The organism is Dyella acidisoli (genome assembly GCF_030160295.1).
Lineage (GTDB): Bacteria > Pseudomonadota > Gammaproteobacteria > Xanthomonadales > Rhodanobacteraceae > Dyella_B > Dyella_B acidisoli.
This window is the reverse complement of sequence record NZ_BSOB01000010.1, coordinates 517,650-541,565: the sequence shown is the minus strand read 5'-3', so window position 1 is coordinate 541,565 and position 23,916 is coordinate 517,650. Positions and strand designations below refer to the sequence as shown.

The 23,916-nt window shown below is 55.4% G+C and carries 23 protein-coding genes; 20 read left to right on the top strand and 3 right to left on the bottom strand.

Annotation, left to right across the window (positions count from 1 at the left end):
• Positions 1 to 322 precede the first annotated feature (322 nt).
• From QQJ86_RS07540 to QQJ86_RS07475, 15 genes are all read left to right on the top strand, one after another.
• Positions 323 to 3,592 (top strand): LAGLIDADG family homing endonuclease, encoded by a 3,270-nt coding sequence (locus QQJ86_RS07540; RefSeq protein WP_284320290.1) that lies wholly within the window; start codon positions 323 to 325, stop codon positions 3,590 to 3,592.
• A gap of 103 nt (positions 3,593 to 3,695) precedes the next feature.
• A complete protein-coding gene (locus tag QQJ86_RS07535; protein ID WP_284320289.1) occupies positions 3,696 to 4,172 on the top strand; it encodes a hypothetical protein in 477 nt (158 codons plus the stop codon).
• A 216-nt stretch (positions 4,173 to 4,388) separates the two neighbouring features.
• Positions 4,389 to 5,123: a TSCPD domain-containing protein gene (locus tag QQJ86_RS07530; protein WP_284320288.1), complete on the top strand. Its 735-nt coding sequence runs from the start codon at positions 4,389 to 4,391 to the stop codon at positions 5,121 to 5,123.
• A 30-nt stretch (positions 5,124 to 5,153) separates the two neighbouring features.
• Positions 5,154 to 5,654, top strand: a complete 501-nt coding sequence (locus QQJ86_RS07525; RefSeq protein ID WP_284320287.1) for a Panacea domain-containing protein — start codon at positions 5,154 to 5,156, stop codon at positions 5,652 to 5,654.
• A 12-nt stretch (positions 5,655 to 5,666) separates the two neighbouring features.
• Positions 5,667 to 6,386, top strand: a complete 720-nt coding sequence (locus tag QQJ86_RS07520; protein ID WP_284320286.1) for a hypothetical protein — start codon at positions 5,667 to 5,669, stop codon at positions 6,384 to 6,386.
• A gap of 65 nt (positions 6,387 to 6,451) precedes the next feature.
• Positions 6,452 to 6,970, top strand: coding sequence for a hypothetical protein (locus QQJ86_RS07515; protein ID WP_284320285.1), 519 nt, complete (start codon positions 6,452 to 6,454; stop codon positions 6,968 to 6,970).
• 58 nt (positions 6,971 to 7,028) lie between these two features.
• Positions 7,029 to 7,742, top strand: coding sequence for a Rossmann-fold NAD(P)-binding domain-containing protein (locus tag QQJ86_RS07510; protein WP_284320284.1), 714 nt, complete (start codon positions 7,029 to 7,031; stop codon positions 7,740 to 7,742).
• A gap of 114 nt (positions 7,743 to 7,856) precedes the next feature.
• Positions 7,857 to 8,639 (top strand): hypothetical protein, encoded by a 783-nt coding sequence (locus QQJ86_RS07505; protein ID WP_284320283.1) that lies wholly within the window; start codon positions 7,857 to 7,859, stop codon positions 8,637 to 8,639.
• A 23-nt stretch (positions 8,640 to 8,662) separates the two neighbouring features.
• Positions 8,663 to 9,055 (top strand): pentapeptide repeat-containing protein, encoded by a 393-nt coding sequence (locus tag QQJ86_RS22805; protein ID WP_423372883.1) that lies wholly within the window; start codon positions 8,663 to 8,665, stop codon positions 9,053 to 9,055.
• Positions 9,056 to 9,141: 86 nt separating this feature from the next.
• The gene (locus tag QQJ86_RS07500; RefSeq protein ID WP_284320282.1) at positions 9,142 to 9,600 is read left to right on the top strand and encodes a DUF3592 domain-containing protein; all 459 of its coding nucleotides are present in this window, start codon (positions 9,142 to 9,144) and stop codon (positions 9,598 to 9,600) included.
• A 145-nt stretch (positions 9,601 to 9,745) separates the two neighbouring features.
• A complete protein-coding gene (locus tag QQJ86_RS07495; RefSeq protein ID WP_284320281.1) occupies positions 9,746 to 11,965 on the top strand; it encodes a hypothetical protein in 2,220 nt (739 codons plus the stop codon).
• A 597-nt stretch (positions 11,966 to 12,562) separates the two neighbouring features.
• Positions 12,563 to 13,717 carry a serine hydrolase domain-containing protein gene (locus QQJ86_RS07490; protein ID WP_284320280.1) on the top strand — a complete coding sequence of 385 codons (1,155 nt, stop codon included), beginning with the start codon at positions 12,563 to 12,565 and terminating at the stop codon, positions 13,715 to 13,717.
• A 159-nt stretch (positions 13,718 to 13,876) separates the two neighbouring features.
• Positions 13,877 to 14,272 carry a hypothetical protein gene (locus QQJ86_RS07485; protein WP_284320279.1) on the top strand — a complete coding sequence of 132 codons (396 nt, stop codon included), beginning with the start codon at positions 13,877 to 13,879 and terminating at the stop codon, positions 14,270 to 14,272.
• Between the two features lie 157 nt (positions 14,273 to 14,429).
• Complete coding sequence (locus QQJ86_RS07480; RefSeq protein ID WP_284320278.1) at positions 14,430 to 14,846, top strand: DUF6326 family protein; 417 nt, start codon at positions 14,430 to 14,432, stop codon at positions 14,844 to 14,846.
• A 72-nt stretch (positions 14,847 to 14,918) separates the two neighbouring features.
• Entirely contained in the window at positions 14,919 to 15,443 is a 525-nt protein-coding gene (locus tag QQJ86_RS07475) for an SLOG cluster 4 domain-containing protein (protein ID WP_284320277.1), read from the top strand.
• Here QQJ86_RS07475 and QQJ86_RS07470 read toward each other — a convergent pair.
• The gene (locus QQJ86_RS07470) at positions 15,427 to 15,705 is read right to left on the bottom strand and encodes a hypothetical protein (RefSeq protein ID WP_284320276.1); all 279 of its coding nucleotides are present in this window, start codon (positions 15,703 to 15,705) and stop codon (positions 15,427 to 15,429) included. The two genes, QQJ86_RS07475 and QQJ86_RS07470, sit on opposite strands and share 17 nt — an antisense overlap.
• 278 nt (positions 15,706 to 15,983) lie before the next feature.
• On the opposite strand from QQJ86_RS07470, the gene QQJ86_RS07465 reads away from it, so the two are divergent.
• The 5 genes from QQJ86_RS07465 to QQJ86_RS07445 all read left to right on the top strand — a co-directional run bounded on the left by QQJ86_RS07465 (position 15,984) and on the right by QQJ86_RS07445 (position 22,461).
• Positions 15,984 to 17,495, top strand: coding sequence for an MFS transporter (locus QQJ86_RS07465; RefSeq protein ID WP_284320275.1), 1,512 nt, complete (start codon positions 15,984 to 15,986; stop codon positions 17,493 to 17,495).
• A gap of 153 nt (positions 17,496 to 17,648) precedes the next feature.
• Positions 17,649 to 18,524, top strand: a complete 876-nt coding sequence (locus QQJ86_RS07460; RefSeq protein ID WP_284320477.1) for an alpha/beta hydrolase family protein — start codon at positions 17,649 to 17,651, stop codon at positions 18,522 to 18,524.
• 266 nt (positions 18,525 to 18,790) lie between these two features.
• Positions 18,791 to 19,882, top strand: a complete 1,092-nt coding sequence (locus tag QQJ86_RS07455; protein WP_284320274.1) for a hypothetical protein — start codon at positions 18,791 to 18,793, stop codon at positions 19,880 to 19,882.
• The gene (locus QQJ86_RS07450; protein ID WP_284320273.1) at positions 19,879 to 20,661 is read left to right on the top strand and encodes a hypothetical protein; all 783 of its coding nucleotides are present in this window, start codon (positions 19,879 to 19,881) and stop codon (positions 20,659 to 20,661) included. The genes QQJ86_RS07455 and QQJ86_RS07450 overlap by 4 nt, the downstream gene beginning before the upstream one ends.
• Positions 20,662 to 20,916: 255 nt before the next feature.
• Complete coding sequence (locus QQJ86_RS07445) at positions 20,917 to 22,461, top strand: glycoside hydrolase family 30 protein (protein WP_284320272.1); 1,545 nt, start codon at positions 20,917 to 20,919, stop codon at positions 22,459 to 22,461.
• A 214-nt stretch (positions 22,462 to 22,675) separates the two neighbouring features.
• Here the strand turns inward: QQJ86_RS07445 and QQJ86_RS07440 are convergent, their stop codons facing one another.
• Both QQJ86_RS07440 and QQJ86_RS07435 read right to left on the bottom strand, forming a co-directional pair.
• The gene (locus QQJ86_RS07440) at positions 22,676 to 23,077 is read right to left on the bottom strand and encodes a nuclear transport factor 2 family protein (protein WP_284320271.1); all 402 of its coding nucleotides are present in this window, start codon (positions 23,075 to 23,077) and stop codon (positions 22,676 to 22,678) included.
• Between the two features lie 70 nt (positions 23,078 to 23,147).
• Positions 23,148 to 23,894 (bottom strand): SDR family oxidoreductase, encoded by a 747-nt coding sequence (locus QQJ86_RS07435; protein WP_284320270.1) that lies wholly within the window; start codon positions 23,892 to 23,894, stop codon positions 23,148 to 23,150.
• Positions 23,895 to 23,916: the final 22 nt, after the last annotated feature.

Genomic DNA, 23,916 nt, shown 5'->3' with positions numbered 1-23,916 from the left:
GTTAGCTAGATGAATATTTTCAGCCCATAGCTCGTCATGTTGCAGTCAGCCCTTTACATCCGTCGATCACGGGGGTAACTTTCGCCCAGTCGCAACCACAACATCTTGTGTGCAGAGTTCCATTTGTCACCCAAGTGCTGGGGCTGGATACAGAACGTCAGGAGGGGGCTGCTGCTGTTCGCGAATCATCGCCGGACCCGACTTTCACGCGCGGGGCGTGAACCGGGTACGACAGGGCTTTTCCTCTTTCCTGACGCCATTACACCTCTACTTATAAGAAACCAACGGGGCCGTGAGGCCATGCCAGGAGGTCAGGAAGCCGATGAGCACCCTGCGTGCAACAAACACAAATCGTGACGCCGCCACCATTCCGCTGCAGCCTGCGTCACAGGACATCTGGGACAAGAAGTACCGCCTGCGCACCAAGACCGGCGAGCCGGTCGATGCCACCATCGACGACAGCTGGAAGCGCGTTGCGCGCGCGTTGTCGGAAGTGGAAGCCACACCTGAGCTGCGCGAGCACTGGTATGAGCGTTTCCTGTGGGCGCTGCGTCGCGGTGCGATTCCCGCTGGCCGCATCACATCCAATGCCGGTGCACTGGAACACAAGCCCGCCACCTCCACCATCAACTGCACCGTGTCCGGCACCATCAAGGATTCGATGGACGACATCCTGCAGAAAGTGCACGAGGCAGGCCTCACGCTGAAGGCCGGCTGCGGCATCGGCTATGAATTCAGCACACTGCGTCCGCGCGGTGCGTACGTGTCGGGTGCGGGCGCTTACACCAGCGGCCCGCTGTCCTTCATGGATATCTACGACAAGATGTGCTTTACCGTGTCCTCCGCCGGCGGTCGCCGCGGTGCGCAGATGGGCACATTCGACGTCAGCCATCCGGATGTAAAAGAGTTCATCCGCGCCAAGCGCGAGAACGGCCGTCTGCGTCAGTTCAATCTCTCGCTGCTGATCACCGACGGCTTCATGCAGGCCGTGGAGCACGATCAAGACTGGCCGCTGGTGTTCCCCGTGCACGTCAAAGAGAAGGGCGACGTCGACCTCGGCGATGCCAGCACGGTCGTGTGGCGCGAATGGCCCACCAGCGAAAACTACGTCACGCGTGACGACGGCCTGGTCGCCTGCAAGATCTACGGCCACATCCGCGCGCGTCACCTGTGGGACATGATCATGGTCTCGACGTACGACTACGCCGAGCCCGGGTTCATCCTCATCGACAAGGTGAACGAGATGAACAACAACTGGTGGTGCGAGCACATTCGCGCTACCAACCCGTGCGTTACCGCGGATACCTGGGTGCAGACCGCCGAAGGTCCTCGCCAGGTCAGCGATCTGCTCGGCCGTCGTTTCATGGCGCGTGTGGACGGCAAAGACCACGCCACGAGTATCGAAGGCTTTTTCCGTACTGCCACCAAGCCGGTGCTTGCGCTACATACGGAAGAGGGATATCGGCTGCGTCTTACTGCCGATCATCGAGTACGTCGTGTATCCCATCTGACTCGCTGGAATGTGCAGACGGAGTGGTGCGAAGCCGGTCAGCTGCGCGCAGGTGATCGCGTGTTGCTGAACGACCACCGCGACAATGCAAGTTGGGCGGGTGCATTGACCGAGGAGCAGGGCTATCTGCTCGGCTTGCTAGTGGGCGATGGTACGCTCAAGCAAGAAGCGGCTGTTCTTTCGGTCTGGACGCAGGCTGCAGCCGTCAATGCAACCGGTAGCAGCGGTGCGCAGGCGCTCATGAGCGAGGCGCTGCGCTGTGCGCAGACCTTGCCGCATCGCGCCGATTTCAACGGTTGGTTCGAAGTGCAAGGGCGTGGCGAATGGCGCATTAAGTCTGCTGCGTTGCGTGACCTGGCATTTGAGTTGGGCATGAGCATTGGCGACAAGGCGATTACACCGGCGCTTGAGAAAGCTTCCAGTGACGCCTACCGCGGTTTTTTACGCGGCTTCTTCGACGCCGACGGGTCTGTACAGGGCAGCCAGACGAAAGGTGTGTCCGTGCGCCTCGCGCAATCGGATATCGCACGCCTGGAGGCCGTACAGCGCATGCTGCTGCGTCTCGGCATTCCTTCCCGCGTCTATCGTGATCGCCGTGTGGCTGGCAGCAGCATGCTGCCAGACGGCAACGGCGGCATCCGCGCTTACGCCACGCAGGCCCAGCATGAGCTGGTGATTGCCGGTGAGTCGCTGGCGCGCTTCAACGAGCTGATCGGCTTTGCTGACAGCGATAAGGCAGCACGCCTGAAGTCGCTTCTGGCCGGATATCGCCGCACCCTGAATCGCGAGCGCTTCGTTGCTGCCGTGATCGCTCTGGAAGCTGACGGTGTAGAAGACGTCTACGACGTGCAGGTGCCAGGCATCAATACCTTCGACGGCAATGGCCTGCATGCCCACAACTGCGGCGAGCAGCCACTGCCGCCCTACGGCTCGTGCCTGCTCGGCTCAGTCAACCTCACCACCTTCGTGCGCGATCCGTTCGGCCCGAAGGCGCGCTTCGACTGGGATGAGTACCGCGAAGTCGTAAAGATCTTCACCCGCATGCTCGACAACGTGGTGGAGATCAACGGCCTGCCGCTGGAAGAGCAGCGCAACGAAATTCTCTCCAAGCGCCGCCACGGCATGGGCTTCCTCGGCCTCGGCAGCACGCTCACCATGCTCAAGCTGCGCTATGGCAGCGCGGATGCAGTGAGCTTCACCGAAGAGGTGTCGCGAGAAATGGCTGTGGCCGGTTGGGAAGTGGCGCTGGATCTGGCCAAGGAAAAAGGCCCCGCACCCGTGCTCAACAAGAACTACACCGTCACTGGCGACATGCTGCGCAAGCGTCCGGAGATGGTTGAGGACGGCTACAAGGTCGGTGACCTCATTCCCGGCCGCGTGCTGCACGCCAAATACAGCCGCTATATGCAGCGCGTCGCCAGCGTGGCGCCGAATCTCGTTAAGGAATTGGCTGAAGTGGGTGCACGCTTTACTCACCACACTTCCATCGCGCCCACCGGCACCATCTCGCTGTCGCTGGCCAATAACGCCAGCAACGGCATCGAACCCAGCTTCGCCCATCACTACTCGCGCAACGTCATCCGCGAGGGCCGCAAGACCAAAGAGAAGGTCGAGGTGTACAGCTTCGAGCTGCTCGCCTATCGCGCGCTCATCAATGCGGAGGCCATGCCGTTCAGCGATGACGCCAAGACCAAGCTGCCGGAATACTTCGTCGCGGCTGACGACATCAGCCCCAAAGAGCACGTGGACATCCAGGCCGCGTCGCAACTTTGGGTGGATTCGTCCATCTCCAAGACCGCGAACGTACCCACCGATTACCCTTACGAAGACTTCAAGGACATCTACTTCTACGCCTATAAACAGGGCCTCAAGGGATGCACCACGTTCCGCTTCAACCCCGCTGCATTCCAGGGCGTGCTGGTGAAAGAAGCCGATCTGGAAAACACCCTCTACCGCTTCGAATTGGAGGACGGTAGTGTTGTGGAACTGAAAGGCAACGAAGAAGTGGAATACGACGGAGAGATTCACACCGCCGCCAATTTGTTCGATGCTTTGAAGGAAGGCTATTACGGAAAGTTTTAGTAACAGTAGTGGCACGCAACGCGAAATCGCGCTACGTTTCCGCACACACCGTAATCAAGCCTGTTGAAAGTTCCATAACAAACGTCCGGAGGGGAATACCCGCATGTCCATCGATACCGAATTTGAAGTACATCATGACGATCTGCTCACCCCGGCCGCCCCGGTAGCCGAAGAGCCCGCACCGGCCGCAGCGCCGAAGAAGGCTCGTCGCAAGAAAGCAGCTAAAAAAGCCGCTGCCAAGAAAGCAGCCCCTGCTAAGAAAGCGGCGAAGAAGGCCGCCAAGAAGGGCGCAGCTAAGAAGGCTACAAAGAAGGCTACAAAGAAGGCTGCAAAGAAGGGCGCAGCCAAGAAGGCTGTAAAGAAAGCCAGCAAGAAGGCAGCTAAGAAAGGCGCTGCCAAGAAAGCTGCAAAGAAGGTCAGCAGCAAAAAGACGGCCCGCAAGGCCGCATCGAAGAAGACAGCCAAAAAGGCTGCTAGCAAGAAAACCGCCAAGAAAGCGGTGAAGAGGTCCACTGCCAGCAAGAAGGCCGGTCGTAAGGCGACCAAGAAAACCGCCAAGAAGGCCGCCCGCAAGAAGTAAGCAACACCCAATCCGGCCCGGCGCGAGTCGGGCCGGATTTCTTTTTAAAAGGTCTCTCCATCGTTCATCGACAGTGAGAGGCCAACAAATTCTCTCCCTCTCCCCTTCGGGGAGAGGGTTGGGGTGAGGGGCCAACCTCGCCAAAGCGCTTGAAAGAGCCGCTAGCGAATCCAACTCACCTATTAAGCGCCACGCACAACAACAGGAAACATCGCTATGACGATCAAGATCGCAAAGAAGATCAAAGGCTACGAGGTCGTCAAACCCGAAGACAAAGCCGCACTCGCCGCGCAACCTGCCGCCGAGCAGCCCAAAGAAGCGCCGATGGCGGAAGTCATCCAGATGCACGAGAGCCTGGAGCGCCCCGAAGCGCTGATCGGCTCCACCTTCAAGATCAAATCCCCGCTGTTCGAGCACGCCCTCTACGTCACCATCAATGACATCGTGCTCAACGCCGGCACCCAGTACGAACAGCGCCGCCCCTTCGAGATCTTCATCAACTCGAAGAATATGGATCACTTCCAGTGGATCGTCGCACTCACCCGCATCCTCTCCGCCGTGTTCCGCAAAGGCGGCGACGTCACCTTCATCGTCGAAGAACTCAAGGCCGTCTTCGACCCCCGCGGCGGCTACTTCAAAGCCGGCGGCGTCTACATGCCCAGCATCGTCGCCGAGATCGGCGCGGTGATCGAGCAACACATGAAGAACATCGGCCTCATCCACGATCCCGAGATGAGCGACGCCCAGCGCGCCCTCATTGCCGAAAAGCGCGCTGCGTACGAAAACGCTGCTCAAAAAAAAACTGAGCTGAGCCCCACTGATGCCGACACCAACGACTCAGCCGGCTTCCCGCCGGGGGCTACGTTGTGTGCGAAGTGCAATACGAAGGCGTTGGTGTTGATGGATGGGTGTCAGACTTGTTTGAATTGTGGGTATAGCAAGTGCGGTTAAGGTAGGCACACCGAGCTCTTGGAGGGGAACGTGAGCTACGACGGTCGAGCGGTTGCTAACTACATTTTGGATTTTTGCACCGAGAAGAATCGCCGGATAACAAATCTGGCGCTTCAAAAGATCATTTATTTTTGTCATGTTTGGACGCTAATTGAATTACATCGCCCTCTTGTGAAGCAAGATTTCGAAGCTTGGCAATTTGGACCGGTGCTTCAACATGTCTATCGCGAATTTAAAGATTTTGATAAGCATCCAATCAATAGGCGTGCTATTCGACTAGATCGGAAAACGGGAGATCTGGTTGTCGTAGAATATGATTTTGATGCTGAGCTGACTGCCCTATTACCCCGTATTGTGGATTTTTACAGTCAAATGGGTGCTGGGGATTTAGTTGAAATAAGTCATGTGGTTGGTGGTCCTTGGGATATGGTGTGGAACCATGCTGCACCTATCAATCCAGGAATGATTATAGATAATGAGCTAATTCTCGAATTTTATTCGCGGTCTCCCGAGCAGTTTCCGATCCAGTAAAGTGAGAAGGGTATGGGCAAGCTCAAAGTACCTTCTATACAACATGCTGCAGGTATTTGGGATCCTAATCCCCAGAAAATTGCCAAGCGGTTATTACAGTTGGCCGATAAAGGGCCGCCCTTTAGCTATGCAAACTTGTACAAGCTCACGTATGACTTGATCAGTCGCAGTGTTCCATATGAACAAGTTAGGTCTGCTGCTGCAGCAATAAAGCTAACAGTGGCTCGAAAGAATTACTTAGAAATTCTGCCGCTACTGAAAGTCTATGCGGATAACGCCGGGGCTGGAATCGTCAGCCAAATCGTACCCCGGCATTACCCGATTGGTAAGCATTTGCGTGTTCCGGTGAATCCCCCGTTGGCTTATTACAAGGGTGAGGAGACTCACTTGCCCTGGTTTATTTTCTGGAAAACAAACCAGTTCAATGACGCCCGGCTGCGGCTCTTCGTGACGATGTTGCGAGAGGTCTTTAAGCAGGATCCTGATTACGACGACGCACTCGTGCAACTCGTAATATGCAGTGAGAGCGACCCCAGGGTAGGAAGGGAGCTCCATGTGATAGATGCAGCATCGATTCCGGCATTAGATAAGCGGGAGCGCGATGAAATGCTGACTATCTTTGCCCAGGGTTTCGATCTTGCTCTCCAAGCTAGAGCCGACGGGCAATCGGTAATGTCCGAATCTGATGACGATCGGGATGCCCAGTCTGGCCAATTCGACCTCTTTGCATAGTCGGGAACTAGGGTCAGTTTTCTCTTAACAGCTTAGTGCCATCGTACTGTGGTTGAGGAGGAGTGATGGCTGACAAATCTGAGTCTGGTAGTTCGGCAGGGGACTTCAGTAGTCGAAATGTGGAAGAGTTTATAAACGAGCTAGAACGCGATCACCTCAAATGGTATGAGCGTCAACAGGATCGTCACTATAAGCTATGGATTTTCTTGGAAGTGGTGTCTGTCGCCGCGCCGCTGCTGACGACAATCTTCTCTGGAGTCGCCTCTGCCCTAAATCTCTTCGATATGGGATGGGTTAAATGCGTGCTGACTATTTTGCCCGCGCTTGCGGTTGCTTCCAGCAGCATGCTTGCGAGGTTGGGTGTTCGGGAAATGGAGAATTCAAGAGAGCTAGGACGTCAGCAGTTTGAAGAGCTCGTTAGAAATGCACGGCTTGAGTTGCTGTGTGCCAAGGACCAAGAGAATCTCAGGCAACTTCACAAGAAGCTGATTGCGGACGCGGCTAGGATTGATGCTCAGCAGCACGCAGACCATCATCGAATCACAATGGCTATGAGAGCTAAGGATTTATCTCAGCCTCAATAAAGAACGGTGCAAAGAACGGTGCCAGGTTGAGTTATTACGCGGCATTTAGGGGAATGCAATGGAAAAGGATCTCGCACACCGTTTTGCTACAATGTCTAACGACGAATTGCAGGAGCAGTTTGCTTCGGGTCAGTTCGATGAAGGTGCGCTCGCGCTATTGAGGGCTGAGCTGAATCGGAGAGGCTTGCTTACTGGATCAACCCACGCCGCTGGTATGGGAGACGAAGTCGGTGTATTGCCGGAAGGTTTTCGGCAGCTCGTACGCGGTCTTTCACCACTAAACGCACAGATTCTGCTTGGCCGCTTGCAGGCAGATGGCATTGACGCGCACTTAGCGGGTGCAAATGTCACCCAGACCAATCCACTATGGTTCCAGGCTCTGGGTGGAGTTCGCATCTTTGTGCGTACAGAGCAATTGGGTGCGGCGCTCCACGTGATGAATGCCGCCAGTCAAGGAGACTATGAAGTAGAAGAGGCGGATGTAGAAGACACCTCAAGCGCTGACCGCACTAACAACAAGCTCCTGGCTGGTCGGATAGTTGTGTCGTTGATCGCCCTCTTGTTCGGTGGCATAGCGCTTGTAGCAATCTGGTCACCGTCATACGAGTACTTTCCTTATTCAGTGACGCCCGAACCTACCTCCCATCTTGTTGGGAAGTGGATGTTGAGTGCGTTGATCGTGGCCTTTGCCGCTTTCTGGCTGCTCTTTGTTGAAAGCGCTGTCAGGCGTCAGAGGCGACAAGGGAAATCCCAAAGAACGGTGCAAGGTTGAGCTATTGCGCAGCACTTATCTGAGACCACGTCATAGCATCGAAGTAAAACACAATCCGAATCACTGGATGATCCTCCAGCTCAATTCGAGTTACTCCGCGCACGACGCATCACGATGACATATCAATCGATTTTGATCCTGGTGTTAGGCTTTATTTTCAGCATCACGGTCGCTTGGGGGCTAAATACGTATGTGGCTCGCGGAAAGCGGAGCTTGTTTACCGTTCTAGAGGGAAAAATATCTCTAAAAAGTGCTGAAAGCAGAAACCACTTTGGGCGGCTGGATGGTCGTGCCAGGTTGGTCTTTCTTCTTCTGACGATTGGCGTGGGTAGCGCTGCATACTTTGTTCTGCACGTCATTTCCAATTTGCGCATGATGATACTTCCACCCGCGATGATAACTGTTGCTGCGGAAGAAGGTGTTCTGGCTTCTATCGGAGGTATCGTTGGGATGGGTGTTGCGACGGCGATGCTTATCCCAGTCATGAGACATTGGTGGCCAGAGGACACGAAATGGTATCTGGCTTATACATCCATGCGTAACCATAGTGGCGGCTACGAAAGTTTTTACCGCGTATGCGGGTCCGCAATCGTAGCGTTGGCGTTGATTCCGTTCCCGTGGGCATTGAACTGGTACGTGCAGGCCAGGGACAATGGCTTGGTCGTCCATCCATTTTTCGCAGTTCACGAAGAGCTATTTCGCTATTCCGAGATTAAGAGTATCGAAATAGTGCCGGTACGCAACCGATATGGATATCAGGACCGCTACTTCGTTAGCTTCAAAGATGGTCGCATGCTGGATGCCTGCAACGACTTTCCCGCAAGGGACGAGTCTGACTACGCGCCTCTCATCCAGCTTCTGTCCCGGAAGTCTGGGGTGCCTGTAAAGCGCTATTAAAAACCGATTCTAGGTTCATTTCCATGCAAATCGAAAATGAAACTTTTGAGCACCGCTTGTCCAAGCCTTTAAGTTGGGAAGAACATGTATTTCGGTTTTGCGAATTTCGTGACATCGATGGTCAAGGCCTGCACATCACCTCAGAATTCATCGATTGCGAATTTGATGACGGGGACTTCTACTGGGCGCTTTTCAATGGGATTGCCCTTGTTGGGGTGACGTTTAGAAACTGCCGATTCCGTGGCTGTAGCTTTTCGGGCTGTCGAGTTGTCGAATGCAGTTTCGAACATTGCGAGTTTACTCAGGACAATCTAGGCGGTGACTGCACATTTAGGGGTTCCCGTTGGTACGCCTGTAAACAGTCCGCTACGCGGGGTCTTAGCGGGGAAATGGCATTGGACATTGCATCAGGTTGAGTTATTGCTCCAAACCAGAGCAATGGTAAGAGTTGGGGGTAAGAAGTTTCTGTCCTGTCTCTAAGAGCAAACAGGGGGTGCCACCAATGGGTTGGTTCGACAGTTTTCTGGAATACCACGCAGAGCAGCGCCGCTCCATGCTTTGGCTTTGGGGCGCGCTAAGCGTTCTCTCGCTGCTCCTTTGGATGTGGCACATCTTGCCGTTCAGCCATGGAGTCGTGGTATCGACGGGTGTTGTTATTGAGCGAAGTGGCTGCGGGAGCAAGGGGGTCTTCAGTTATACATATGGCTACGAAGTGGATGGCCAGGCTTATACGACGAAGACGGAGTGGGGTGCGTTCGACGGTAATGGTTCGTGCCAAGAGATAAGGCCTGGTGTCGTCATTCCGATCACCTATCGTTCGGATGACCCATCGCGAAGCATGAGCGGTACGGTTGGTATGTCTATGAAAATGCTCGGTCGCCTTATCGTGTATTTGACCGTTATGTGTTTCGTCCTGATGCCTTTCCTCACGTACATCAAGCAGCGGTACTTCAACCGCTGAGTCGGTTGATGGATGAGGCGATAAGAGATAGCCGTACTGCAGAAAAGCTCCTTCTTTTCTCAATTCCGTGTCTTTCGTCATAAAGACGATGCGTAGTTCGCTTATTATTTCGTTCGTTCTACTTTTCAACAGGGAGCAGTGATCGATGAGAACAACAAAGGGTTTATTAGCGTTAGCGATGTTCGCTGCGCTGCCATGGGCAACTCAAGCTTTCGCACAAGATACCGTAGAGGCAGAGGCGGTATCTGGTGGAACCGTCATCACGGATGCAGATGCGAGCAATCAGCAGGCTGTTACCAGGACGACATCCGGCATCTATACATGGTGGGTTTTGAACAATTCGGTACCCAGTGGCGATTACGTCATGTTTGTGCGTGCCCGTTCCTTGGACGGAAATGCGCATGGTATTACCGACTATGTCTACGCCAACGAAAATCAGATTGCGTCGCTGGGCGGTACCGTCGCATCGAGTGCTTATCACTGGTATCGGCTGGGCGAGTACAGCTTCGCCGGAAGCGAATTGCGCATGTCCGATTGGTCCGACCCGTCCATGGCGATCGACAAACTGATTATTGAGCCAATTCAGACGGTCAACGCCGCCACGGTCTCGGGCGGCACGGTGATATCGGATCCTGCGGCCATATCCGGATCGGCAGTAACTCGCACTACCGGCGGCATTTACACATGGTGGACGCCAAACGCGACGCCCATGTTGCACGGCAACTACACGGTTTACGCCAGGATCAGAACGCAGGGCGTGGCGTCGGCAACCTTTACGGAGCATGTCGTCGTCAACAACACGGAGGTCGCGGTCATGTCCGCCCCCGTGACCAGCAGTACATATACTTGGGTGCCGATCGGCGACTTCAGCTACACCGGCTCTTCAGTCCGCATTGCCGATTATTCCGATCCGAATCTAGTGGTCGATCAGGTGCGCGTTGTGCAGGACAAGCCCCTAGACCCTACGTTGAGCCTCTACCACGCGTGGTTTGGTAATGCTGGCATGTCGGGCGTCACCACTCAGCCGGCTGCCCCCATCGCCGGCGGAACAGTGTCGGATGACAGCGCAGCCAGCGATGGTCAATCTGTAACGCGCAGCTCCACGGGCATTTACCTATGGTGGAATGTTCCAGCCACTGGGTTGGTGTCGGGTGCGCAATACAGCGTCGACGTCAGAATGCGCTCCACCGATGGTCAATCGCATAATTACGGACTGATTGCGACGTCTCAGAATCAAACCGTCGCTTCGCAAGGTACGGCGGTGTCATCCACGGGCTACCAATGGTACAAAGCCCTCAATACGTTTACATACAATGGCCAAGGGGTTGTGCTGGCGGATTGGTCGGACCCGGGACTGGCCGTCGACTCGATCAGGCTTCAACTCGTAAGCCCTCAATCGAGCGGATATCAGCAGATCGGATTTTATACGCAGGGTTCCCCGTCGACATCGGCCCTTACCAGCTCGCCTGGAAGGCTTTCCGTTGTCTCCAACGGTAGTGGGCAGTTGTACGGGTACTACAGGCAGCAACTGTCTAACGGTAATTTCGAAGAACACATGGGCATATCCAGTGACGGCGGAGCAAGCTTTGCCGCACAGCCTTCGCCGATTATTTCAGTGACGCCGAATCCCACCGTACCCGGATTTGGTACCTTGGTGACTGCCTACGACGGTACGGCTTACAAGACTAGTAATGGCTATTACCTGGTATTTGAAGGTGCCGGCTCGCATCCATTTTCTTCGCTGCTCGCCTACTCAGGGGACGGCGTCAACAATTGGACCGTACAAGGGGCTTTGGTGACGCCTCCTGATTACAACAGCAGCGCGAGTACGCCCAATGTCATCCAAGATGTGAATACGCAGGCGCTCTATCTGCAATGGGTCGATGTGAACAGCACAGCTAGTATCACGTCACGGCATCAAGCGTCGATGAATTACCTGCAGACGTGGAACAGTAACGCCGTCTGGCCCGCAGCAGCAGCTATATGGTCGGATCCGACTTATGGCGCCTTGCCGCAGCCGCCGACAGGATCGTGGAATGCGAACAACAATGGTTCTGGCGGCGTGCTATACGAGGATGGCTATTACTACATGGTGGCCGAAGGAGCGGATGCATATAACTGCAGCGGCCATTGGGGTATTGGCCTGTCCAGGGTCTATGAAGGCAACCTTTCCAATCCCGCTGCGTGGGTACAGTCGCCGAACAATCCCATCCTGAAGGCGCATGATTCGGGAAGTTGCTGGATGGGATATCCGCAGCTGGTAAAGATCAACAATGTTTCTTACCTGTACTACTCAGACCCGGAAGTGAATTGGCCGACGAATAACGATATGTACCGGCGTTCGATAGTGGTGGGTTCGCACTAGGGCATGTAATGAAGAGGGCGGAGTGCTCTTCTATAGAAAAGCACTCCGCCCCTTCCCATTTCGTCTATTTTTGCAGTCGATGCCACTTGGCAAGCTTGATCCACTCAAGAAATGGACTGTCTCACCTAACTCTAAGAAAAGTGCGGATTGATCGCACTCTTTTCTATTTTATAAGCAATCGTGGCGTGACCTTCCTGAAATAGTTTTGTCCGTGCACCGTCCGGACAACGCAGACAACTGTCCGCGGACAAAGCGGCATATCTCCACTCTCCGTCACAAATGGCGCCGTTATGCGGTTTTCGAAGCGTTGATGCAGTTGGCATCGGCCTTGCAACACCTATCTCGAAAGCCTCACTAACTTATCGAACGGAGAGCCACCATGAAATTTGAAACCCTGATGCTCAACAGCTTCTTTGCCGTCTGCGTAGTGATCTGTGTGTCGACCCTGGCCGCGATGCTGGCATAAGTCTTCGCTGAAGTTCTTACGCGCTGCTTGCATGTCTTTATCGGCTTCCACAACAGCTTCCCATTGAAGGAACGGTTATGCCTCGACGGATGGCGCAGAGCTCTAAATCTGCGAAGACAAGCAAGCGGTGGATGGGGTGCGTTCTGGTGTTGCTTTACTTGGCCACCGCCGTTTGCACATCCGCCGCAGCGAGCGGAATACCCAGCGACAACCCGCGCCACTCGGCACTGGATATTGCCGTTGACAAGGCAGCCAACGATTACTTCCGCAACCGCTGCCATGTTGGCGTTTCGATTACGGTGGTGGAGGCGGGCCAATCCTACTTCTACGACTACGGCAGCACATCGCGCAGCAAAGCCGAGAAGCCAACCCCGCGAAGCATCTACGAGCTGGCCTCGGTCACTAAAACATTTACCGCAACGTTGGCAGCGCGAGCGATCGCCGACGGCCGCATGAGCTTGAATGGTGACTTCCGCAATGATCTGCCGGGCGACTACCGCAACCTTGCCTGGAGCGGCCAGCCGATCACCTTGCGCACATTAGTCACGCATTACTCCGGTATGCCGCGCGATATCCCCGATACCGATGCGCTCTTTGCGAACAAGAATGCGCCCGACTTCAACGCTCGCATGGTCGCCCTCAACCAGGGCTTCGGCCGCGAGCAGTTCCTGGCTGCGTTGCACGACACCAAACTGCGTAGTGCGCCCGGCGAAAAGCAGGTTTACTCCAACGCCGGTTTTCTCGTGATCGGGCTTGGCGTGGAAGAGGTATACGGCAAGCCGTTCAACGAGTTGTTGCGCCAATACATCACGCAACCGCTGGGAATGGCGTCCACCGGCTTCATGTTGGATAGCAACGAACAATCGCGCCTCGTCAACGGCTACGACCGCTATGGCCGCGGTACCCCATATCGCCCACAAAACGCAGGCGCGGCGTGGGGGCTGTATGCATCCACCGAGGACATGGCGAAATACGTCCGCTGGCAACTGGATGACAGTGATGCCTCCGTCCGTCTATCCCACCAGGTTTTGATAGGTAACGCGAACGACGGCGATGCCATGGCCTGGAACCTCGGAAACGATCAAGGTCAGCCCGTTATCTGGCACGGTGGCGGAAGCTTCGGCATGTCCAGCCAGGTAGTACTCTATCCGAAGCAGCACGAAGGCTTTGTGTTACTGGCCAATGATGCTTGCGAAGGTACCGAGGGCGCGCTGAAAGCGATAGCCAAGGCGGTGCATGAGCGCGATCTGGCGACAAAAACAGAGGATTCAAAGGCAGATAAGTAGAAAGGCAGGGTGGCGGCTCAGGTTTGAAGTCTGCGATCACATGATCGAGGCCACTAAAGTAGGTGACTCAAAAAATTGCCTGAGCATGCTGTGCGTATTTATGGGGTGTTGATCCGGGAGTGACTCAGACTTGAGCCGCAAGGGGAGGAAGGAGGTGTTATGCGTGTCATGGTGCGAATCGCTCTCATCGTTACGCTAGTGCTTGATCTGGCAGGTTGCTACAGGATTATCAAAATGCCCGACATTGCAACGGCGTCCGTCTATGGCCCTCAAGTTTCCGGTGGATCGTTAAGCCCGCAAGAAGTGGCGCGACTGTCGACGTGGATGAAAGCGCACGACGCCGGATGGAGAGGATTGATGGGAACACCTCCCGCGCCAATTGCCTTAGCCATTGTCATGCGCGATCCAAGCGGCGGACAGACCACCTTGAACTTATTCGAGTCAAAAGATGGCACCGCGACAGCATACTTCTACGCGCCCAACCCGGCGTCACCGCTCGAACGCTACTTGTCGAAAGCGGATGTGGCAGCACTCAGGGCTGCAGTGGAAAATTAAGCGCATGGGTTGGTGACTACGTTAAGCATAAGTCCGCTGTCCCTATGGCGGTTGGAGCGGAGTACTTTTGGCACGCGTAGTTCAGAAACGTCCGCGGCACATTAGTTAGACGCAACGAAAAGGCTTCGTTCCGTTCAGTCGAGGCGGGGGAAAGGGTATGAGCTCTATCACGCTGCAAGACATGAAGGTTCATGTGAAGCTGAAGCTGTCAGCGCTGTGGGCAGCGGTGATGTTTTGCTACATCTACGGCGACTATTTCGGGCTTTATGTGCCTGGGCAGCTCAAGGGAATGTTGGCGGGACAAGGCCCCATCGGCCCAACAAGTCAATCGTCGTTGGTGCCTGTCGCTGTTCTGATGGCGATTCCAGGCGTCATGGTATTCCTTTCACTGGTATTGCCCCCGAGAACGAATCGTCTACTAAACATTATTCTTGGTGTGATCTACACCGCAATCATGCTGATCACCATGCCGGGAGCGTGGATTTTTTATATTGTTCTAGGCGTGATTGAGATGGCGCTGACGGTCCTTGTCGTCCGGTATGCGTGGAGATGGCCGAGGGAAGTTGCGGCGTGATGTTGAATAGGCAAAGTTCGCTCCCGTTCCATAACAGCCACAGCAGTTAAAGAACCAAGCACAAGGACAGACATGTTCAGTGGAACTCGCCAGCCTCAAGTTTGCGTGTTGGGAAGTGCAGAGCCGGGGTCCAAGGCATACGACTTGGCTGGACAGGCTGGGGAGTTACTCGCTCGTTTAGGAGTTACCGTGATCAGCGGTTGCGGAAGTCCCGCGACACGTGTAGCGGCAGAACGGGCCAAGGCCGCCGGTGGAGTGGTCGTCAGCATCATCACGGATGCCGACATGCCTGCGCCGGATTGGCCGGCAACAGTGGTCATACCCTGCGGAATGGGCGATGCCAGAAATCTGATCATGGCGCTTGCCGGCGATGCATGTATCGTCATCGGAGGTCGTGCCGGCACCATCTCGGAAGTTTGCTTTGCGTGGCTTCATCACCGGCCACTGCTACCGCTTGTGGGCTGTGGTGGCTGGTCTGATGGGCTGCCAAAGAATCCGCCCGACGAAAGGCAAAATTCACCCATCTTGCCCTGGGACTCTATGGAAGCCCTTGAGCGTCAGCTCAACACGCTGCGTTTGATCAAGCCTGAGGGCTAGTCTCCTCCGGAGGAGGCTGTAGCGTCGCCGCCAGTTTCTCAAGCGTGGCGATCTCTTCTTCCAGCGCATCGTGCAGCTCGCTTTGACGCGTCATCAACGTTTCGATTGGCCCGCTCTGCTTGAGTTTCTTGAGTTCGCCATCGAACAGCAGCCACTGCGCCGTCAGGGTTTCGACGTTGTTCTTCGCGTAATGACGCATCTCTTTGAGTTGCGCAAGGACGTCGTTGACGTGTTCGAGTGGAGTCTTCGTATTCTCGGACATGGCGGCATCTCCAGTCTCATCCGCTTATAAGGATAGTCGCGCGAAGCTGGCTGCCGTAGAAACGGGGCGTAAGGGCGGGCAAATGCTGCGTTCTATCGTTCTCGTTCGTCGAGCGCCCTTCTCGTCGGTTCCCCTACTGATAGCAGAGTAAGCTCAGCCGAATCCCAATTACGGTAAAGCCCATGAGCCAGATTGGAAGACCTCCTTGCGATGAAGGTGCGATCCTTAGCGGCGCAAAGGCAGTACCTTGTTCGGCGCCATCGCGACATTGGACGCTTGTGGCCGCGATCCTTGGTTCCAGCCTTGCTTTCATCGACGGCACAGTGGTTAACGTGGCGCTTCCAACTATCCAGCGAACGCTGGGTGCCACGGCATCAGATGCCCAATGGGTGATGGAGTCTTATGCTCTGTTTCTTGCTTCGCTGCTGTTGGTAGGTGGGGCGTTGGGAGACCGCTTCGGTCGCAAGCGTATTTTCATGATCGGCGCGGGCGTATTTATGTTGGCGTCGATCGGTTGTGCGTTGTCCTCTGGAGTGGGGCCATTGATTACTGCTCGCGCCATTCAAGGCATTGGCGCGGCCTTGCTGGTGCCAGGTAGCTTGGCGTTGATCAGTGCGACCTTTCCGCAATCAGAACGCGGTGCAGCCATCGGCACATGGTCTGCGTTCAGTGGCATCACCGCGGCGATCGGTCCAGTCATCGGGGGCTTTCTCGTAGAGCACTACTCATGGCCCTGGGCCTTCCTGATCAACGCGCCTGTGGGCGTCGTACTGCTAGCGATATGCATGGCGAAGGTCCCCGAAAGCAAGGGAAGCACGAATGCTGGTCCCATCGACACGCTTGGTGCCAGCTTGGTGACCATTGGCTTGGCGGGAATGGTATTCGCTTTCATCGAGGCGCCATCTCGTGGCTGGACGGCAACTCCGATCTGGATGGCCGCTGCTATCGGCATCTTCGCACTACTGCTATTCGTGCGCGTCGAGATGCGGGCAGCATCGCCCATGCTTTCCATGACGCTCTTCCGCGAGCGCAACTTTGCAGGCGCAAATATGCTGACGTTGCTGCTCTATGCGGCGCTGGGTGGAAGCCTGTTCTTTCTGCCACTGAACTTGATTCAGGTGCAGGGCTATGGCGCCACCGCAGCAGGCGCCGCGTTACTGCCGTTTATTGCGATCATGTTTCTGTTGTCGCGCTGGACGGGTCGCTTAGTAGACCGGTTTGGCTCCAAGCTTCCGCTGGTGACAGGGCCGGCCATAGCGGCGATCGGATTCGCCATGTTCGCGCTATCTTCAACCGAGAGCGGCTATTGGAAGGCGTTCTTTCCCGCTATTTGTGTGCTCGGCGTTGGCATGAGTGTCACGGTGGCGCCGCTGACCACGACTGTCATGAATGCGGTGGGAAAAGAGCTGGCAGGCACGGCGTCAGGCATTAACAACGCGGTGTCGCGCGCAGCGGCTCTGCTCGCCATCGCGCTGTTTGGGCTCATGCTTAATCTGGCTTTCAATGCAACATTGGACACCGAACTCCAAAGCCTGCATGCACCGGCAGCGTTGGTTTCCGCAGTTGTGGGGCAACGTCAGAAACTCGCGGGTATGGTGATTCCCGGCGGCTATCCGGATGCGACGGTGGTCGCATTGAGACATGCGGTGAACGTGTCATTTGTTTCAGGTTTTCGGCGGGTGATGCTAGTTTCCTCGGCACTCGCGCTGTTGAGTGCAGTCAGTGCGTGGATTCTCATCGAGGGGAAGCATGTGACGCATGAAGCGTTCGATTCTGCTAGAAATAGATGACAATCCCGATCGGCGTCCTTTTCCCGCACCAACGCTCGCACCCGCAACACATTCGCGCTTCCATTCAAATTTTCGTGGAAGCTTGGCTATTCATTTAGTGGGGACTACATGAAGATTTGCATGACATCTGTGTTCTTGGCAGCCTGTTTGTTCGTGGGCCTTACTCTGGCTCCTGCCTGTGCGCATGCAGAAACGACAACAGACAAAACGAGCATCGTTAAGAAGCCCCAGACCGAGAACCGGGCCTCCATGGAAGCCATGCAGATCCCCAGCCATGGCGCACAGATGAATGCCTTGGTCTACGTTGCGGCAGGCGCCGAGCCACATCCAACAGTAGTTCTTCTGCACGGCTTCCCGGGGAATGAGCGCAATCTGGATTTGGCGCAGGACATCCGGCGCGCAGGATGGGACGTCGTCTACTTCAACTACCGCGGAGCCTGGGGTTCGTCTGGGGCTTTCTCGTTCTCGCACGGCATCGAAGACACCGCAGCCGTGCTTGCCTATCTGCGGCAACCCGCGAACGCCAAGCGACTGCGTCTGGATCCGACACGCATCGTCCTCGTGGGACACAGCATGGGCGGCTTCATGACGGTCCAGGCCGCTTCAGCGGACCCAGCCATCAAAGGAATTGCGATGATCTCGGCAGCTGACATGGGCGGCGTGTTTGAGCAGATGTCGGCACAAGGCTCCCAACAATCCGCCTTGCATGACATGAGCGCAGGATTAGCCTCGGAAGGAATGGCCCCACTCAGCGGATGCACTGCGGACGGACTTGCCAAAGAGCTGGCGGATCACGCATCAACTTGGGTCTTCCGGTCAAAGGTCGATGCGCTTAAGAGCCGACCAGCGTTGATCGTCACATCCGACGACGGCTTTACGAATGCAAATGAAGCTTTCGCCGCGTCGCTTCGGAAAGCAGGCGATACACAGGTGAGCACCACGCACTTGGCCACCGACCATGCCTATTCCGATCAGCGTGTTGAGCTTTCGCGTGCGGTGCTGCAATGGCTTGCGCCACTTGCCAAGTAGCGTCAGTGGCTGAATCGCGGGCACGTGCCGCGTGCCAGCTAGTCGCCATATCTACCGCACGAGCTTGCCCTCGCTCAGCGCTATGATCCCCAAGAGATAGTAGTAAATATGAGAACGCCCAAAGCGGCAGCGTCCTGCTTGATCGCAAATGCTATGGGTCTTGGCTGCTATTTATTCTTTTGTTCGAGACAGATGCTGGCTACCTGACCTAACTAGGATTGGACGAGATGAGTCGCGTCACTATCGCCTTTGCACAATGGACCGGCATGCTGGTGCTGTTTTTATGCGCCGGCTATGCGCGTGCTGCGAATCCACCATCGATTAGTGGCATTTGGAAGGGAACGTTGGGGGCGCAGCCGATCACTGCGTGCTACACATCGGCGGAGTATGGTTTCTACTATTACGACAAGCACGCCACGCCAATAAGATTGTCGCTTTACGTCCCAGCGAATCTTCCAGACGTAAATGCTGCGCAACTTCGCTTCAAGGAAGCGTCGCCCGGTCACAAAGAAAATCAGGCTGATAGCGTCTGGACCATACGTACCGCTGACGCGGAGCGACTGGTCGCCATCTGGTCGGGCCATGGCAAGGAGCTTGCGATACGGCTGAACCGCGTTAGAAATAGTGGTAACTGCGGCGACAAATCATTTATCGACGGCATCCACTTTCCGGTGGCCAGCACGGAAATCGACAAAGTCAGCGGCATCCACTACGTGAAGCTGAGCTACATGAACGCCGACGAATTTCGCAACGAGCGTCCTAGCATGCTCATACGGCTAGTAGGGAAAGACAAGATCACCGCGAAGATCAATGCAGACCTTCTCGACGTCATGCCCGACTCACCCACGTATTGCCCATCCGGCGACAACAACGATAGCGCGGCGACGGAGAGTCCAGGCAGTGGTGAGTTGGAACCCGTCTTTCTCACAGAGCACTGGGTGTATGCAACGTGGGTTTTCTATCCGGGTTCGTGCGGGTCTGCTGAGGTTCCCGAACGCGGAGGCGTGTTATGGAACCGCGTGACGGGCGAGAAAATGACCGATTTGTGGTCCTGGTTTGGCTCGGGCAAAAAAACCGCTACAAAATCATTGGAACTGATCATTGGGCGACACATGGAAAAGAGCGTTGCGCGGGATGAGGAATCCGATGAAGACGTTGTGGCGTGCGACGACTCAATGGGTGTAAGTGACGATATCGACGTCAGCATGGATGCCAAGGGATTTGTTTTTTGGCTGGGAGCCGGATCGATGAGGCCTTGTACAGTCCAGGTTCCCTTTGCCGAGATCATCCCTATGTTGAATGACAAAGGCCGTGCGAATGTCGCATCGATCCGCACTGATCTAGCCCGCTATCCATGATGATTATTGAAGCGACCCATCCGATGACAGTAAAACGCATTCTATTCGGGCTTGCCCCTTATTTGCTTTTGGTAGTTGCATCATCTGCACACGCGGGATGGTATCAAGTCAGAAACTATGCCGGCACCATTGGAAGCCTTCCTGTCCATGTGTCCTTGCAAACCTACGACGTCCTCGACCATAACCAACCAAACCAATATCACGCCGACGGAAGTTACTACTACGATGCCCATCGCATTCCCATTCCGTTGCAGGGCCATCTCAATCCCGATGGAAAAATGGTGCTGTGTGAGGCGCTGGAACCCACATCGTTCGCTGAAGGGCCTCACGTTCCGGCCCGTTCACCGCAGCATCCCCAGCCATGTCCCATCACATTGACCATTACCGACAACGGTGCGACCGGCGAATGGAATGATGGCAAGAAGAGCCTCCCCATTGCCTTGAACCAGGTAGGACGCCTCGATGACACCGTAAGCAATGGTCCTTTGCTAGAAGGCGTTGTCGAAATCCCCATGTGGCATCACGCCAAAAATCATATGTTGCTGGGTGTTTATCGGCGCTCGAAAAACTGCCCGGTATCCATGGTTGACCTGCGCTTGGTTAATATCGCGAGTGGGAAGATCGACAACACATTAACGTTCGACGACTGCTCAGGAACGGTGGCGACCTCTATCTACACAAACGTCTACCGGGCTGATGATCCAGGGCACGTCACCGTGATCGCTCCCGGTGGATACCATGGAATGGGCGAGGATAAGGATGTTGTCATTGAGCCTTGAAGAAGCTGTCTCCGGTCGGCTCAGCTTGTGGTAGATCCTCATGTTTGCTTCCGACCCAGAACGAACATGCCCATATCGCTTACACGAAACATTCGAGAGAATGTTTGAGGTGATCGATGAAATCATCCGCGGAAACAGGGCTAGCTCACGGCGCGTTTCTCATGTAGAAAAAGCACTTTGCTACTATTCTGCGGAAACCAGGAAGCTTCATGATCCAAGTGCGCTGCAACGTGAGCCATGGGTGATCTGCGTTCCATGAATGAGCGCAGGTTGGATTTCCATCGAACGGTCATCGTCGTCATCGCATTGCTCATCCTGCTTACGTTGGCCGCGCTTTATGCGCCACGCTTCAAGCAACCCGCAGTAAAACCTAAAGCTACTCCTTCGACGCGGCCGGTCACGCCCACTGTCGAGCTGTGGCTGAGCACGGCAAATCGTCGACTGAAGCTGCAGCAGCAGTCCGACATTGAAATGACCGCCCGCGGCTCGTTGCCGGCCGATATCGTTATCGACGTCCAGAAGAAGTATCAAACCATGGTCGGTTTTGGTGCGGCTATGACGGACTCGTCGGCGTGGTTGCTTCAGAACAAGCTGAATTTCTTTCAGCGCAGGGCCTTGTTGCACGAGCTATATGGTCCACCACCCAATCTTGGCTTGAACATGATGCGCCTGACCATTGGTGCTTCGGATTTCTCGTTGAAGCCGTATACCCTGGATGATGTTCCTTTCGGCCAGGTCGATCCGCAGCTGCTGCATTTCAATGTCACGCCCACTGTGCACGACGTGGTACCGACGGTGCGCCAGATCCTTGCCATCGATCCGGGGCTGCGCATCGTCGCATCGCCATGGAGCGCGCCAGCATGGATGAAGACCAGCGAAAACCTGATTGGCGGGGAGTTGCTGCCGCAGTACGAAAGTACGTATGCGGACTATCTCGTCAAGTATCTCGACACGTACCTGGGCTATGGCATCCCGATCTTCGCATTGACTTTGCAGAATGAGCCCGGCTTCGTACCCATTACGTATCCTGGCATGGAAATGCCTGCGGCTACGCGAGCGCGCATCGTTGCTCAATATCTCGGCCCGAAGTTGGCAAGCCGCAAGCAAAAAACACAGATCTTGGAATGGGATCACAACTGGAATCAGCCCGAACAAGCATTGAGCGTGTTGGCAACCCCCGATGCATCCGGTTATATCGATGGCGTTGCCTGGCATTGCTATGACGGCAGCCAGTATGCGCAAAGTCGCGTCCATCGTGCGTATCCCACAAAGGACACCTACATCACCGAGTGTTCCGGGGGCGATTGGGCGTCGAGCATAAATGGCGAGCTGCTCTGGTTTACACGAGAGCTGCTTGTCACAGGTATCAGGCAGTGGGCTCGTGGCGTCATTTACTGGAACCTGGCGCTCGATGAGCAACACGGCCCGCATTTCGGCGGTTGTGATGCCTGCAAGGGAGTGATTACGATCGATTCGCGCACAGGCGCGGTGAGTCGCAACGACGAATACTACGCGTTGGCGCACTTCAGCAGGTTCGTCTTGCCCGGTGCCGTTCGGGTGGAATCCACGTTGACCGACAAGGGCTTCGCTAATGTGGCATTCCAGAACGCTTCCGACGGATCGATCGTCTTGGTGATGGTGAACAGTAATACGGATGCGCACCCCGTCTCGGTCGCGCAAGGCCAGACTCGTTTCGAATACACGATGCCTCCGCAAAGCGTGGCGACCTTCGTATGGAACACGAGCCAGACGGAAGCATGGACGCGGCGCGCCCTTGAGTGGTTGAAAAGCGCCAAGTAAAGCGCCGGGGATGGGCCAGGCCATCAAGCAAGAAGAGGTAAGAGCGCTTCCCAAAGTTAGAACACTCAAGCAAGAGGGTTTTGAGCATCCGGCACTATTGGGTCGGTCAGTACCCGCTTCGGACCCAGAACAATCGTTACAAAGGTAGGATCAGGTTCACCTGTTTACTTTCACTCAACCTTGAAAGTGAACCTGATCCTTTGCAGGTTCCCCATCATGCAGGGAAACGCGTTCCAAACATCGGCAGGCCACTCTGGGATTCGGCTTGTGTAGCCTCGTCCTGCAATACGTCCCAGTGTTCGGCAAAGACGCCGTTTTCGACGCGCAGAACATCCGCAGCGATCCAGGCCGTCGGCCGGCCGGTGCCTGAAAAGCGACCGTGCACCATCACATAGTCACCTTCAGCAAAGATCACTCCCGGCTCATAGCGCAGGGTGGCGGGGAGGCTGCGAATCAAATTGAACAAGCCGTTGCGGCCGGGTGGGATGTGGGCGCTGTGCTGGATATATTTTTCCGACCAGAAACGCTCAGCGGCGTCGTAATCGCGTTTGTTGAAAAGCGTGTCGAACGCTTTGAGCACAAGCGCCTTGTTTTGCTCAGGGGTGGTCTTGGACATAGCACTTTCCTCAATGGGAAATTAAGTGGCTTGGGCGTTATGAGGAGCGAACAGGGTGTTCGCCAACTCATCAACCGGCGGCAAACATGTCGTTGAACTGGTTGACGAAGGCGTGTTCATGGGGGCCGGGGTTTGCACGCATCGCCGGTGCCTGTCCAACAAGTATTTCGTTGGTATCAGTACCTAGCTGCTGCATTGCTCCGGCGATGAACTCATCAAGTGGCATCGCACGCTCTTCTTCGCTGCTATTCAAGAGTTCAGTACGCACCCACGGTGGCGCAATTTCGATGACCGACACGTTGGTGTCTTTGAGCAGATAACGCTGCGACAGCGTGTACGAATGCAGTGCTGCTTTGGTCGCGCTATAGACGGCCGTGATGGCCAAAGGTACATAGCCAAGCACGGATGCGACGTTGGCGATGACTGCCCGATCTTTTGACTTCAAATGCTCGATAAGCGCAGAAGTCATGCGAATCGGCCCCAGCACGTTAGTGGCAACCGTCGATGTCAGAAGATCATCGTCAACAGGGCCGGCGGCGCCATCGGGAAACATGACACCGGCGTTGTTGATGAGCACGTTCAGGTCAGGGTGGTCGGCTATCAACTTATTCGCGACGGCTTTGATGCTCGCAGGGTCGGTGATGTCGAGCTCGACGGCCTGCATGCCTGGATTGGCGTCGATGGTTGCCTTCAGGCGCTCGGCACGACGGCCAGAGATGATCACTTGGTTGCCCAGTTTGTGAAACGCCTCGGCCAAGCCGCGACCGATGCCAGAGCCGCCGCCGGTGATGAAGATAGTGTTGCCTGTGAGTTTCATGGGATGGTCCTTTTGCGAGATG

What these genes read in the sequence shown, in the direction of transcription:
- QQJ86_RS07475 (WP_284320277.1), top strand. Translation starts at nt 14,919, where the DNA reads ATGTTCAGTGGAACTCGCCAGCCTCAAGTTTGCGTGTTGGGAAGTGCA.
- QQJ86_RS07535 (WP_284320289.1), top strand. Translation starts at nt 3,696, where the DNA reads ATGTCCATCGATACCGAATTTGAAGTACATCATGACGATCTGCTCACC.
- QQJ86_RS07505 (WP_284320283.1), top strand. Translation starts at nt 7,857, where the DNA reads ATGACATATCAATCGATTTTGATCCTGGTGTTAGGCTTTATTTTCAGC.
- QQJ86_RS07485 (WP_284320279.1), top strand. Translation starts at nt 13,877, where the DNA reads ATGCGTGTCATGGTGCGAATCGCTCTCATCGTTACGCTAGTGCTTGAT.
- QQJ86_RS07540 (WP_284320290.1), top strand. Translation starts at nt 323, where the DNA reads ATGAGCACCCTGCGTGCAACAAACACAAATCGTGACGCCGCCACCATT.
- QQJ86_RS07515 (WP_284320285.1), top strand. Translation starts at nt 6,452, where the DNA reads ATGGCTGACAAATCTGAGTCTGGTAGTTCGGCAGGGGACTTCAGTAGT.
- QQJ86_RS07480 (WP_284320278.1), top strand. Translation starts at nt 14,430, where the DNA reads ATGAGCTCTATCACGCTGCAAGACATGAAGGTTCATGTGAAGCTGAAG.
- QQJ86_RS07455 (WP_284320274.1), top strand. Translation starts at nt 18,791, where the DNA reads ATGCTGGTGCTGTTTTTATGCGCCGGCTATGCGCGTGCTGCGAATCCA.
- QQJ86_RS07450 (WP_284320273.1), top strand. Translation starts at nt 19,879, where the DNA reads ATGATGATTATTGAAGCGACCCATCCGATGACAGTAAAACGCATTCTA.
- QQJ86_RS07500 (WP_284320282.1), top strand. Translation starts at nt 9,142, where the DNA reads ATGGGTTGGTTCGACAGTTTTCTGGAATACCACGCAGAGCAGCGCCGC.
- QQJ86_RS07490 (WP_284320280.1), top strand. Translation starts at nt 12,563, where the DNA reads ATGGGGTGCGTTCTGGTGTTGCTTTACTTGGCCACCGCCGTTTGCACA.
- QQJ86_RS07495 (WP_284320281.1), top strand. Translation starts at nt 9,746, where the DNA reads ATGAGAACAACAAAGGGTTTATTAGCGTTAGCGATGTTCGCTGCGCTG.
- QQJ86_RS07470 (WP_284320276.1), bottom strand. Translation starts at nt 15,705, where the DNA reads ATGTCCGAGAATACGAAGACTCCACTCGAACACGTCAACGACGTCCTT.
- QQJ86_RS07520 (WP_284320286.1), top strand. Translation starts at nt 5,667, where the DNA reads ATGGGCAAGCTCAAAGTACCTTCTATACAACATGCTGCAGGTATTTGG.
- QQJ86_RS07530 (WP_284320288.1), top strand. Translation starts at nt 4,389, where the DNA reads ATGACGATCAAGATCGCAAAGAAGATCAAAGGCTACGAGGTCGTCAAA.
- QQJ86_RS07435 (WP_284320270.1), bottom strand. Translation starts at nt 23,894, where the DNA reads ATGAAACTCACAGGCAACACTATCTTCATCACCGGCGGCGGCTCTGGC.
- QQJ86_RS07445 (WP_284320272.1), top strand. Translation starts at nt 20,917, where the DNA reads ATGAATGAGCGCAGGTTGGATTTCCATCGAACGGTCATCGTCGTCATC.
- QQJ86_RS22805 (WP_423372883.1), top strand. Translation starts at nt 8,663, where the DNA reads ATGCAAATCGAAAATGAAACTTTTGAGCACCGCTTGTCCAAGCCTTTA.
- QQJ86_RS07510 (WP_284320284.1), top strand. Translation starts at nt 7,029, where the DNA reads ATGGAAAAGGATCTCGCACACCGTTTTGCTACAATGTCTAACGACGAA.
- QQJ86_RS07440 (WP_284320271.1), bottom strand. Translation starts at nt 23,077, where the DNA reads ATGTCCAAGACCACCCCTGAGCAAAACAAGGCGCTTGTGCTCAAAGCG.